Origin of the sequence: Thermanaerosceptrum fracticalcis (assembly GCF_000746025.2) — a bacterium.
Classification (GTDB): Bacteria; Bacillota; Peptococcia; order DRI-13; family DRI-13; genus Thermanaerosceptrum; species Thermanaerosceptrum fracticalcis.
This window is the reverse complement of record NZ_CP045798.1, coordinates 2,097,753-2,110,654: the sequence shown is the minus strand read 5'-3', so window position 1 is coordinate 2,110,654 and position 12,902 is coordinate 2,097,753. Positions and strand designations below refer to the sequence as shown.

At 47.1% G+C, this 12,902-nt stretch carries 12 protein-coding genes; all 12 read left to right on the top strand.

The annotated features are described in order from the left end of the window. Nucleotides 1-76: 76 nt before the first annotated feature. The gene (locus tag BR63_RS10795) at nucleotides 77-1,867 is read left to right on the top strand and encodes a sigma 54-interacting transcriptional regulator (RefSeq protein ID WP_051965399.1); all 1,791 of its coding nucleotides are present in this window, start codon (nucleotides 77-79) and stop codon (nucleotides 1,865-1,867) included. Nucleotides 1,868-2,126: 259 nt separating this feature from the next. Beyond that, complete coding sequence (locus tag BR63_RS10790) at nucleotides 2,127-3,578, top strand: 4-hydroxyphenylacetate 3-hydroxylase family protein (RefSeq protein WP_034420114.1); 1,452 nt, start codon at nucleotides 2,127-2,129, stop codon at nucleotides 3,576-3,578. Between the two features lie 20 nt (nucleotides 3,579-3,598). Then, a complete protein-coding gene (locus BR63_RS10785; protein WP_034420113.1) occupies nucleotides 3,599-3,892 on the top strand; it encodes a NifU family protein in 294 nt (97 codons plus the stop codon). Beyond that, the gene (locus tag BR63_RS10780; protein WP_034420112.1) at nucleotides 3,893-5,191 is read left to right on the top strand and encodes an acetyl-CoA hydrolase/transferase family protein; all 1,299 of its coding nucleotides are present in this window, start codon (nucleotides 3,893-3,895) and stop codon (nucleotides 5,189-5,191) included. It begins immediately after the preceding gene. Nucleotides 5,192-5,222: 31 nt separating this feature from the next. Next, nucleotides 5,223-6,362 carry an acyl-CoA dehydrogenase gene (locus BR63_RS10775; RefSeq protein WP_034420111.1) on the top strand — a complete coding sequence of 380 codons (1,140 nt, stop codon included), beginning with the start codon at nucleotides 5,223-5,225 and terminating at the stop codon, nucleotides 6,360-6,362. Between the two features lie 18 nt (nucleotides 6,363-6,380). Then, a complete protein-coding gene (locus BR63_RS10770) occupies nucleotides 6,381-7,163 on the top strand; it encodes an electron transfer flavoprotein subunit beta/FixA family protein (protein WP_034420110.1) in 783 nt (260 codons plus the stop codon). Between the two features lie 14 nt (nucleotides 7,164-7,177). Next, the gene (locus tag BR63_RS10765) at nucleotides 7,178-8,107 is read left to right on the top strand and encodes an electron transfer flavoprotein subunit alpha/FixB family protein (RefSeq protein WP_034420109.1); all 930 of its coding nucleotides are present in this window, start codon (nucleotides 7,178-7,180) and stop codon (nucleotides 8,105-8,107) included. Nucleotides 8,108-8,127: 20 nt separating this feature from the next. Further along, nucleotides 8,128-9,423 (top strand): FAD-dependent oxidoreductase, encoded by a 1,296-nt coding sequence (locus BR63_RS10760; RefSeq protein ID WP_034420108.1) that lies wholly within the window; start codon nucleotides 8,128-8,130, stop codon nucleotides 9,421-9,423. Beyond that, nucleotides 9,420-9,704 (top strand): ferredoxin family protein, encoded by a 285-nt coding sequence (locus BR63_RS10755; protein ID WP_034420107.1) that lies wholly within the window; start codon nucleotides 9,420-9,422, stop codon nucleotides 9,702-9,704. Before BR63_RS10760 ends, BR63_RS10755 begins: the two co-directional genes overlap by 4 nt. 48 nt (nucleotides 9,705-9,752) lie before the next feature. Further along, a complete protein-coding gene (locus tag BR63_RS10750) occupies nucleotides 9,753-10,931 on the top strand; it encodes an acetyl-CoA C-acetyltransferase (protein WP_034420106.1) in 1,179 nt (392 codons plus the stop codon). A gap of 4 nt (nucleotides 10,932-10,935) precedes the next feature. Continuing rightward, nucleotides 10,936-12,075 (top strand): acyl-CoA dehydrogenase, encoded by a 1,140-nt coding sequence (locus BR63_RS10745; protein ID WP_034420105.1) that lies wholly within the window; start codon nucleotides 10,936-10,938, stop codon nucleotides 12,073-12,075. 27 nt (nucleotides 12,076-12,102) lie between these two features. Beyond that, nucleotides 12,103-12,888: an electron transfer flavoprotein subunit beta/FixA family protein gene (locus BR63_RS10740; protein ID WP_034420103.1), complete on the top strand. Its 786-nt coding sequence runs from the start codon at nucleotides 12,103-12,105 to the stop codon at nucleotides 12,886-12,888. Nucleotides 12,889-12,902: the final 14 nt, after the last annotated feature.

The following is a 12,902-nucleotide window of genomic DNA, read 5'->3' as shown; positions in this document are numbered from 1 at the left end:
CAGTTCTCTTAAAGAGAACTGTCGAATTGTTTGTGGATAACAATACCAAAACCTCCAGGAAAGGTGGTATGAACCAATGGGAGAGGATACATTCTTTCTTCAATATGGAGTAGAGCAACTAAAAACAATTCTGGAAGCAGCACACAACGGGATAGTGGTTATCGATGCATCAGGAAAGATTGTAATCTTTAACACAAAAGCCGAGGAGATCATAGGTTTAAAGGCTGCCGAAGCTATCGGGCGTCCGGTTGATGAAGTGATGCCCCAAACGGGGCTCTTACACGTTCTAAGAACTGGTGAGCCTCAACTGGCCCGAAAAACATTAATCGGTAGCACCTATGTACTCTCTAATCGCACGCCCGTAATCCGGGATGGCAAGGTGGTGGGGGCTATCGGGGTATTTCAGGATATTTCCGAGGTAGAGGCTCTTTTTAAGGAACTAACGGCAGTAAAAGAATGCAATCGGGAAATGGACACCATCATCGAGTCATTAGCCGATGGTATCTACATCACAGACGGCGCCGGAGTTACCCTCCGCGTAAACAGCGCCTATGAAAAGATTACCGGGGTTCGACGGGAAGAAGTTATTGGAAGACATATGGACGAGTTGGTGAAACTCGGCTATTTTTCGGAATCCGTCACCATTTTGGTGCTGCAGAAAAAGCAACGGATGACCATTATGCAGGAACTAAAGACAGGAAAGACAGTAATGGTAACCGGTATTCCGGTAGTCGGGGAAAATGGTGAGATACTCAGGGTGGTGACCTGTGTTCGTGATATGACCGAATTAAATAGATTGCAGAAGGAATTGGATGAGGCTAAAACGCTCAATGATCGGTATTACTCCGAATTGGAAGAACTTCGCTTAAGACGTCTTACGTCCATGAATTTAGTATCTAAAAGTAAAGAAATGCGTAATATCGTAGAATTGGCCATCCGTTTGGGCGAGGTGGATACTACCGTCCTGGTGCTTGGGGAATCTGGTGTTGGTAAGGAAGTGATTGCACACCTGATTCATAAATCCAGCAAAAAGAAAGATGGTCCCTTTGTCACCATCAACTGTGGGGCAATTCCCGAGAATTTAATGGAATCTGAGTTGTTCGGTTACGAATCGGGAGCCTTTACCGGAGCAAAAAAAGAGGGGAAGCCGGGACTCTTTGAGTCTGCCAATGGAGGGACCGTTTTTTTGGATGAGATCGGTGACCTGCCCAGCAATTTGCAAGTGAAGTTGTTAAGGGTTTTACAGGGTGGAGAAATAGTGCGTGTGGGTGGGACAAAGTCCATACCTATTGATGTCCGTGTCATTGCCGCAACAAATAAGAGCTTGGAGGACATGGTTAAGCAGGGCACTTTCCGTGAAGACCTTTATTATCGCTTAAATGTAGTTCCTATTCTTATCCCTCCTCTCAGGAAGCGTAAAGAAGATATACCTGCTCTGGCCATTCATTTTTTGAAAAAGTTTAACGAGAAATATAAAGTAAACAAATGGTTTGCGCCGGAAGTAATTGAATATTTTACCGCTTTTGCCTGGCCCGGCAACGTACGGGAGTTAGAAAATATGGTAGAAAGATTGTTTATAGTTTCGGGCAACAGTAACGTCATTTCTCCCGACTACTTGCCCGGTTACGTTCGTGAACAGGTGAGGGGTGAGAACGGTATCACAGTGACCATCTCTGAAATCGTACCATTGAAAGAGGCTATAGAAGATTTAGAACGGCAATTGATTTTTGCGGCTATGGCGCGGTATAAGACAACGCGTAAGGCAGCCCTGGCCTTAGGAATCGACCAGTCCAATGTAGTACGAAAACTGCAAAAATATGTCGATGCGGAAACACATCAAAAGGATGTAACTTCACATCAAAATTAAGTAATGGTTACATAAGTCGAAATATGACGACTTTAGCAGTTGACTGGCACTAAAGGGAACCTAGAATTGAGTGGAGGTTGATGTATTTTCGCATCAGACATAAAAAATAGTGTAACACAGGCACAACCTCTAATGGGCTTTATAACTGAAATCAAATAAAAGTGGGATCTCTTCTTTGTTTGGCATGGATCTTGCATATAAATATCATGGGGCAAGGCAATTTCCATATAATTGAAGACAATACAAGGAGGAGTAATTGATGGCGCTTAAAACAGGACAAGAATACATCGAAAGTTTGCGTCAGCGGAATATTAAGGTGTTTATGTTTGGCGAACGTGTGGAAAACCCGGTAGACCATCCCATTATTAGGCCCTCCATCAATGCGGTGGCCATGACTTATGAACTCGCTAATCAGCCCGAATATGAGGACCTGCTTACGGCCACCTCTAACCTTACAGGAAAAAGAGTCAACCGCTTTACCCACTTACACCAAAGCACCGAAGACTTAGTTAAAAAAGTTAAGATGCAAAGACTGCTTGGACAGAAGACTGGTGTTTGTTTCCAACGCTGTGTAGGTATGGATGCCTTTAATTCCATAGACAGTGTTACCTATGAAATAGATCAAAAATATGGCACTGAATATCATCAGCGCTTCCGTAAGTTTCTGGCCTATATTCAGGAAAATGATTTGGTGGTAGATGGGGCCATGACCGACCCCAAGGGGGATCGCAGCCTTCCGCCCAGCAAGCAGGCAGATCCTGATCTTTTCTTAAGGATCGTGGAAGAAAGGGAAGACGGTATTGTCGTTCGGGGAGCTAAAGTACACCAGACGGGGATTGTCAACTCCCACGAAGTCCTGGTTATGCCTACCATTGCGATGCGGGAAGAGGATAAGGACTATGCGGTAAGTTTTGCTGTTCCAACCGATGCCAAAGGCCTTTTCTTTATCTATGGACGCCAGTCCTGTGATACACGTAGCTTGGAAGAGGGTGACATCGACAAAGGTAATGCTAAGTTTGGTGGGCAAGAAGCGCTTACCATCTTCGATAACGTGTTTGTACCCTGGGAAAGGGTTTTCATGTGCCGTGAGTACGACTTCGCCGGTCTCTTGGTAGAACGGTTTGCCGGTTATCATCGTCAGAGCTATGGCGGCTGTAAAGTTGGTGTGGGCGACGTCCTCATCGGAGCCACTGCTGCTGTGGCCCAATTCAATGGAGTGGAAAAGGCTTCCCATATTAAGGACAAGCTTGTAGAGATGGTTCACCTGAATGAGACTCTGTACTCTTGTGGTATCGCTTGTTCCGCCGAAGGGAACCGGACAGCCTCCGGTACGTATCTCATTAATCTTTTATTGGCCAACGTTTGTAAACTAAACGTTACCCGATTCCCTTATGAGATAGCCAGATTAGCTCAGGATATTGCCGGCGGATTGATGGTAACTTTACCTTCAGAGAAAGACTTCCGTCATCCGGAACTGGGCAAGTATGTTGAGAAATACTTGCAAGGGGTTGCTGGAATACCAACTGAAGACCGCCTCCGCCTGCTCCGCCTCATCGAGAACATGACCTTAGGCCGGGCAGCCGTAGGATACCTTACAGAATCCATGCACGGAGCAGGTTCTCCCCAGGCTATGAGAGTGGTCATTGCGCGTCAGGCTAATATGGAGAAAAAGAAAGAGTTAGCCTTTGAGCTGGTCGGTATAGAAAAATAAAAGGGAAAGAATGATGTTTAATGGCACGTAAAGAAGAACTGGAAAAGGTATTGAACGAACGTGTACGCCACGTACTAAGGGAACATGGCGGGGATTTACGGGTCGTGGAATTAACCGGGGGTAATGTTTTGCGGGTGGAGTTAACAGGGGCATGCGGCTTATGCCCCGCCGCCCACTTAACACTGGAAAATGTGGTCAAAGAAACGGTGCAAGCGGCCCTACCCTGGGTAAAAGGTGTGGAAGCCGTTTTCGGGGTTAGCGAAGAGCTTCTTAAGGAGGCCAGACGATTCTTAAGTAGCAGGAGGGATGAGTAAGTGGTTTGGTGGCAGAAAATTTATGCGGAAAGAACGGTTTCCGCAGAAGAAGCAGTAAAGTGCATTCATTCGGGGGATCGGGTTGTCGTGCAGCATGCCTGCGGCGAACCTTGGTCGACTATTGAAGCCCTGGTGGCCCGGGCCGGTGAACTGGAAAACGTGGAAATTATACACCAGGTCCCTATGGGACCGGGTAAATATTGCCGGCCTGAATACGCGAAAAGTTTCCGTCACAATTCAATGTTTGCCGGCGCTCCCACCCGGGAGGCTATTGCCCAGGGGAGAGCAGAATATACGCCCGTATTCATTTCGGAAATTGCGCGGCTTTTCCGTGACGCATACCTGCCGGTAGATGTGGCCTTAATTCAGGTTTCTCCACCCGATAAAGACGGGTATTGCAGTTTAGGTATATCCATCGACTACAGTAAACCGGCGGCAGAATGTGCCCGGATTGTTGTAGCGGAAGTTAATGAGCAAATGCCCAAAGTGTATGGTGATACATTCCTTCACGTTTCGGAAATCGATTATTTCGTGGAAAACACCCATCCCCTTTATGTCTTGGATCGGCCTAAGATAGGTCCTGTGGAAGAGAAAATCGGCAACAACATTGCCCAGCTCATCAAAGACGGTGATACCTTGCAACTGGGGATCGGGGCCATTCCCGACGCTGTTTTGACGTTCCTGAAGGACAGGAAGGACCTGGGCATTCACTCGGAGATGATTTCCGACGGGGTCATGGAGCTGGTAAAGAGCGGGGTTATCACGGGCCGTAAGAAAACCCTTCACCCGGGGAAAATTGTAAGCAATTTTGCCATGGGTACTCGGGAGTTTTACGACTTTCTCCATGAAAATGCCATGGTGGAGTTTTATCCCGGCAACTATACCAATGATCCCTTTATCATCTGCCAGAATGACAATATGGTTTCCATTAACTCGGCTATACAGGTGGACCTCATGGGTCAGGTAGCGGCTGAAACCATCGGCTACCAGCAGTACAGCGGTGTCGGTGGTCAGGTGGACTTTGTCCGCGGCGCTGTTCGTGCCAAAAATGGCCGTTCCATCATTGCCATTCCCTCTACGGCCGCTAAAGGTACGGTTTCGCGTGTTGTTGCACGGCTGGACGAAGGTGCTGCAGTTACCACATCTCGCAATGATGTTCATTATATTGTGACTGAGTATGGCGCAGCCAACTTGCGTGGCAAAACATTGCGCCAGCGGGCCGAAGCCTTAATCAATATCGCCCATCCCGATTTTCGCGATGAGTTGAGGGCGGAAGCAAAAAAACGGAATTTATTATAAAGTTGTAATTAAACCAGGAGGAGGGAGATTCATGAATTTTAGACTGAGTGAAGAACAAGAATTAATTAGAAATATGGTTAGAGAATTTGTCGAGGAAGAAGTGAAGCCCCAGGCCGCCGATAATGACCGTAACCACCGTTTCCCTACGGAACTGGTGGCGCGTATGAAAGAACTAAACCTTTTGGGAATACCCTTCCCTGAAGAGTGGGGTGGAGCCGGCGCCGATACTTTAAGTTTTGCTATGGTAGTTGAAGAGTTGTCCCGGGGCTGTGCCTCTACTGGTGTTATAGTTTCGACCCATGTGGGCCTGGGATGCCAGCCAATTTATGAATTCGGGACAGAAGCCCAAAAAGAAAAGTACCTAAAGCCCCTTGCCTCTGGTGAGAAACTGGGTGCTTTTTGTCTGACAGAGCCATCGGCCGGTACTGATGCTGCTGCGCAAAAGACAACGGCTGTGTTAAGTGGTGACCACTATATATTAAATGGTAGTAAAATCTTTATTACAAACGGCGGTCAGGCCGATATTTATATTGTTATGGCTATGACTGATCAGTCCAAAGGTACTAAAGGTATCAGCGCCTTTATTGTGGAGAAAGAGTTTCCTGGTTTCCAGGTTGGCCAAATAGAAGATAAGTTAGGCATCAGAGCTTCGCAAACAGCGGAAATAATTTTCAATAACTGCAAGGTGCCTAAGGAAAACCTCCTTGGTAAAGAAGGTGAAGGATTCAAAGTAGCTATGAAGGCCCTCGATGTAGGAAGGGTCGGTATCGCGGCTCAAGCCTTGGGTATTGCCCAAGCCTGTCTAGATGCTGCTGTGAACTATGCAAAAGAGAGACAACAGTTTGGTAAACCTATCGCCTCTTTCCAGGCCATTCAGTGGATGATTGCGGACATGGCTACGCAAATTCAGGCAGCTCGTCATCTGGTTTATAATGCAGCCTGGTTAAAGGATCAGGGCGAGCCTTTCAGTAAAGAAGCGGCCATGGCCAAGCTATTTGCCTCTGAAACTGCTATGCAGGTTTCTATAAAAGCAATACAGATTCATGGCGGATATGGTTTTACTACCCATTATCCCGTGGAGAGATTTATGCGTGATGCTAAGATTACAGAAATTTACGAAGGTACTTCCGAAGTCCAAAGAATGGTAATTGCTGGACAAGTCTTACGCTAGTAAGGAAGGAGGGCGCATATGCCGAAAATTATTGCCTGTTATAAATGGGTAGTTGACGAAGCTGATATAAAAATTGAGGGTCGTACACGGGAATTAGTCTTTGATAAGACAACATACAAGATTAATGAATATGATCGTAATGCCATTGAGGTAGGAGTTCAACTGGTGGAGGAGCAGGGCGCTGAGGTAACCGCCATCACCGTTGGCAACAGCCAGGTGAAGAATTCCCTTAAAGATGTCCTCTCCAGAGGGCCAGCCCAGGCTGTGTACGTTGCTGATGACCGCTTAGGTAATGTAGATGCCGGACTCATATCTAAGTGTCTATCCGGCCTGGTCAAACAGATTGGCGAATATGACATGATTATCTGTGGGGAAGGGTCCAGCGACTGGTATAACCAGCAGGTTGGTCCTAGGGTGGCAGTACTTTTGGGAATACCTTCCATTACCTGTGTCAATAAAATCACTCTTCAGGGTGACAAGGTCATTGCCGAACGGAAGCTGGAAAATGGTATTGAAGTTGTAGAGGCCCAATTACCCGTAGTAATAACCGTTCTCCCTGACATCAATAAGCCACGGATCCCGAGCTTGAAACAAATCCTGGGTGCAGCCAAGAAACCTACCAGGAGCCTGACGGTTGAAGAAGTGGGTATAGATATGGCAACTGAGAAAGAGCCTTTCGTCATAAAGAGTGTTTTAGGTACAGATATGTCAAGGAGGCAAAACAAGATTGAGGGAGATAATCCACAGGTGCTTGCTCAGAAAGCTCTAGAAATTTTACGAAAAGAAGGACTGTTGGGTTAGAAAGGGGTGGAACCGTGACTATTTTATTCTTTAGTGAACAACAAGATCTTGCCTTAGAATTAGTAAGTGAAGCCAAACGGCTCTCTTCTGGTAATCAGGATAAAGTAATCGGTGTAGTACCCGACAGGGAGACTGCGGAAAAAGCTATAAAGCTGGGTGCTGATAAGGTTTGTGTGTTGCCTAAAATAGCCGGGGTACCCCTGGCGTCCTGCAGTGAAGCCCTAGTTAAAGTAATCAAGGACGAAAATCCTAAGCTAATACTGGTTGGTGGTACTCGTACCGGAAAAGAGATTGCGGCCTGTGCTGCAGCCATATTGGATATTGGCTGTGTCAGTGATGTACAGGAAATAAAACAGGAAAACGAAAACTTCTCTTTCCGTAGAATGATGTATGGCGGTCTTGCTACCGCCTGGTTAGAAAGCCGGGGTTCGGCAATTATCGCTACAGTTCCTCCCTATACTTTTGAACAAGGAGTAATGGAAGAGAGAACTGGCGAGATAACTGATTTTCCTCAGTATGGCAGTGACCGGATTAAAGTGGTGGAAGTTAGAGAAAAAGGTGAAGACAGTGTTAATATCAAAGACGCTAAATTAGTAGTAGGTGTAGGTAGGGGTTGGGCCTCCCAGGACGACCTAAAGCTCGCATTCCAGTTGGCTGAGGCTTTAAAAGGTGAGGTTGGCTGTTCCAGGCCCGTTGCAGAAGATTTACACTGGCTGCCAGAGGAAAGGTATATCGGTATTTCGGGTCAAGTCATCAAGCCCAACCTCTATCTGGCTACCGGTATTTCCGGTCAGGTTCAGCATATTTCAGGTATTCGGGATGCTAAGGTCATCTTCGCTATAGATAAGAATGAAAATGCGCCTATCTTCCAGATGGCCGACTATTACATTGTAGGAGACCTTTATCAAATAATACCTGCCCTTCTGAAAGAGCTGGGAAGGTAGGTTAAGGTGGTGACACTTCAATGACGGAAGAACGCTTTGATTGCATCGTAGTAGGAGCTGGAGTGGCAGGTTCGATCGCCGCCTATACCCTGGCTCAGGCAGGGGCAGAGGTACTGCTGATTGATCGCGGGAACAGCGCAGGTGCCAAGAACATGACGGGAGGACGTTTATACGCCCATTCTCTGGAGTACATTATTCCCGATTTCTGGGAAGAAGCACCCGTAGAGCGCCGGGTGGTCAGGGAAATTGTTTCCTTTGTAACGCCTGATAGTTTGGTTTCTGTTGACTTCAAGACATCCAAATATACTCCGGAAACCCCCCATTCCTTTACCATTTTGCGCGCCGAGTTTGATAGGTGGGTGGCAGAAAAAGCGGAAAGCGCCGGGGCAATGGTCGCTTCAGGTGTAAGGGTCGATAATTTGGTCGTCCGGGATGGCAAAATCGTTGGTGTAGTGGCTGATGGTGATGAATTCTATGCCGACCTGGTTATCGCCGCCGACGGAGTGAATTCCCTCCTGGCTCAAAAGGCCGGATTACGGAAGGAACTGGCGACCCACGAAGTGGCCGTTGGAGTAAAGGAAGTAATTGAACTTCCGGAAGGTGCTATTGAGGAGCGTTTTGGCCTCCAAAATGGTGAAGGATTGGCCCAGCTCTTTGTAGGTGATTGTACTAGGGGGCTGCAGGGAGGGGGCTTCTTATACACAAATAAGAACACCCTCTCCTTGGGTTTGGTTTTTGGCCTAGAAGGTCTAAAAGATACTCATCTGAAGGTTGCCGATTTAATCGAGGAGTTTAGAAATCATCCCCACATCCAACCATTGGTGACGGGAGGGAGAATTGTGGAGTATTCGGCCCACCTCATTCCCGAAGCTGGTCTGAAGATGATGCCCCCTCTGGTGGAAGATGGCCTCTTGCTGGTGGGTGATGCAGCTGGTTTTGTTATCAATACCGGTTACATGGTTAGAGGTATGGACTTAGCTATTCAATCTGGCTATCTGGCGGCCCAGGCTGTACTAAAAGCCAAAAAGGCCGGAAACTTCGGTAAAGATAACTTAAAGAAGCAATACGAAGAAAAAATTAAGGAAAGTTTCATATACAAGGATTTGAGCACTTTCAAAAAGGCCCACAGCTTTATGGAGAATCCCCGCTTGTATTCCGCTTATCCTGAGCTTATGGAAGAGATTATGTACAAGGTCTTTACGGTTACCACCACTCCTCAGAAGCCTTTACGGGAGAAACTTATGGGAGTGGTGCGGGGTAAAGTACCCCTTACCAAACTCATTGCTGATGCCTGGAAAGGAGCAACCTCCTTATGAAAAAGCTTAGTATTGAAGAGAGGCTGGGATTTAATAAATACAATGTGGATGATGGAAAGCCTCATATCATCCTTAATAAGGAAATTTGTGCAAAATGCATAAAGAAGCCCTGTACTATGGTTTGTCCCGCTGCCCTTTATACCGAGGAGAACGGCGAGCTTAAGTTCGATTATGCGGGATGTTTGGAGTGTGGTACCTGCCGCGTAATCTGTCCATGCCCCGGTGCTATTAAGTGGGATTACCCTCAGGGAAGTTTCGGAATTAATTTCAGGTACGGTTAAGAGGGGACACCTGCAGCATAGTTAAGCATAAGTAAAGGAGATATGTTTATGAGGGAAGTTGTCATATTAAGCGCTGTTCGTACGCCGATTGGCAGTTTTGGTGGCTCTTTAGCTGATGTAAGTGCTGTTGATTTAGGCGCCCTTGTTATAAAAGAAGCCTTGCAAAGGGCTAAGGTAAAGCCTGAGACTGTGGATGAAGTCATTATGGGTTGTGTTCTTCAGGCAGGATTGGGTCAAAACGTAGCTCGCCAGGCTAGTCTTAAGGCAGGGCTCCACATTTCCACACCAGCCATGACTATAAATAAAGTTTGCGGTTCCGGCCTAAAGTCTGTAGTATTTGCTGCCCAGGCCATTATGTTGGGTGATGCTGATGTGGTGGTAGCCGGTGGAACCGAAAACATGTCCCAGGCCCCCTATCTTGTTCCCAAAGCCCGTTTTGGCTACCGTATGGGCCATGGAAAGCTGGAAGACTCCATGATTAAAGAGGGGCTCTGGTGTGCCATGAATGATTATCATATGGGTATTACGGCTGAGAATATTGCTGCCCAATGGGGTATTACCCGGGAAGAACAGGATACCTTTGCTATGACTAGCCAGAACCGGGCGGAAAAAGCCATCAAAGAAAACAAGTTTGCAGAAGAAATAGTCCCCGTGCAAGTGCCGGTCAAAGGTGGGTTCAAAGAATTTTCAGTTGATGAGTTTCCACGGACAGGCGTTACTCTAGAGCAACTGGCTAAACTAAAGCCTGCCTTCAAGAAAGATGGTACTGTCACTGCCGGAAATGCTTCTGGTATAAATGATGGCGCAGCGGCCCTGGTCTTAACCACGGCTGAGAAGGCTAGGGAGCTTGGAGTTAAACCTTTAGCCAAGTTTGCAGCAGGTGCTTCGGCTGGCGTTGATCCCACTATTATGGGAATAGGTCCTGTTAATGCGACCAAAAAGGCCCTGGCTAAAGCCGGCTGGAGCATAGAGGATCTGGAATTGATTGAAGCCAATGAAGCCTTTGCTTCCCAATGCTTGGCTGTAGTGAAAGATTTGGGGCTTAATACTGATATTGTGAATGTCAACGGCGGCGCCATTGCCCTTGGCCATCCTATTGGGGCCAGTGGCGCCAGGATACTTGTAACTTTGCTGCATGAAATGGCACGACGTGGCGTACAAAAAGGTTTAGCTACTTTGTGTATTGGTGGCGGACAGGGTATTGCCGCTTTGGTGGAAAGGAGGTAACTGGATGAACTTTAATTTGACTAAAGAACAACTGATGATTAGAAAAACGGTGCGCGAGTTTGCCGAAAAGGAAGTAGCGCCCCTGGCGATAGAGATTGATAAAAGTGGTGAGTTCCCCTGGAAGAATGTGAAAAAAATGGCCCGTTACGGTTTTCTGGGTTTACCCATCTCCCAGAAGTACGGGGGTGCCGGTGCAGACTATGTGAGCTACGCCATCATGATTGAAGAGATCTCCCGGGTTTGCGCTTCCACCGGAGTTATCGTAGAATCCCATGTATCCTTAGGTGCAGAAGCGATAGAACTTTTTGGCACCGAAGAACAAAAACAAAAATATCTGCTACCCCTGGCCAGGGGTGAAAAATTAGGGGCCTTTGCCTTAACTGAACCAAACGCCGGCACTGATGCTGGTGCCATGCAAACCAAAGCGGTGCTTGATGGGGACCATTATGTCCTAAATGGAAATAAGATGTTTATCACCAATGCCGGTGCTGCTGATAGCTATGTTGTATTTGCCATGACCAAACCTGGTGTAGGGACTAAAGGTATTTCCGCCTTTATTGTAGAAAAAGAGATGCCTGGCTTTAGTGTTGGTCATCCTGAGGATAAAATGGGAATCCGCGCTTCTAAAACGGCGGAACTGGTTTTTGAAAATGTCCGTGTTCCCAAAGAGAACCTTCTGGGTCGTGAGGGGGAAGGCTTCAAGATTGCTATGACTACCCTCGACGGGGGACGGATTGGTATTGCCTCCCAAGCTTTAGGTATTGCCCAGGGAGCTCTGGATGCTGCCATCAAATACGCCAAGGAACGTGAACAGTTTGGCAAACCTATCGCCTCTTTCCAGGCGGTACAGTGGATGCTGGCTGATATGGCCGTTGAGGTACAGGCGGCAAGATTCTTTGTTTATTACGCCGCCTTCCTTAAATCCCAAGGTCAGCGCTTCAGTAAGGAAGCTGCTATGGCCAAATTATATGCGTCCAAAGCAGCTATGTTCTGCGCTGATAAAGCTGTACAGATCCATGGCGGCTACGGATATATGCGGGATTACCAGGTGGAAAGATTCTTACGTGACGCTAAGATTACCGAGATTTACGAAGGTACTTCCGAAGTCCAGCGTATGGTTATTGCCGGTAATATACTTCGCTAAATTCATAACCCGATTAGGAGGTTCATCATGAATATTGTCGTGTGCATAAAACAAGTTCCTGATACCACCGAGGTAAAAACCGATCCCAAAACCGGTACACTGATTCGGGACGGGGTTCCCAGTATCATCAATCCCGAGGACAAAAATGCCTTAGAGGCTGCCCTGGTACTCAAAGAACAATATGGTGCCAAAGTCATTGTCCTTACAATGGGGCCTCCCCAGGCCGATGATGCTTTGAAAGAAGCTTTAGCCATGGGTGCTGATGAAGCCATTCTTATAAGTGACCGGGCTTTCGCCGGTGCCGACACCTTGGCCACCTCCACTGCTTTGGGCAATGCAATCAGGAAAATCGGTAACTTCTCGGTGATTTTCTGTGGAAGGCAAGCCATTGACGGTGATACAGCCCAGGTAGGACCTCAGTTGGCTGAATATCTGAACATTCCCCAGGTTACCTACGTTAAGGACATTCAACTGTTTGAGGGGAAAGTTCAGGTAAAACGTGCTTTGGAAGATGGCTTTGAAGTTATTGAAGCTCAATTACCGGTCCTGCTCACTGTTATCAAGGATTTGAATGAACCACGCTATCCGTCCATAAAAGGTATTGTAGATGCCTATCGCAGCAAGCAGACTACCGTCTGGTCCGCTGCCGATCTCGGTGCTAATTTGCAAGAGGTAGGATTAAAAGGTTCACCTACCCAGGTGCGCAGAATCTTTACGCCTGCCCCTAAAGGCAAAGGGGAAATGTTGCAAGGACAGCCACAAGAGATGATTTGCGACCTCATTTCACGTTTAAAGAATAAAAAAGTCGTTTAAGAGGGAGGAGCAGT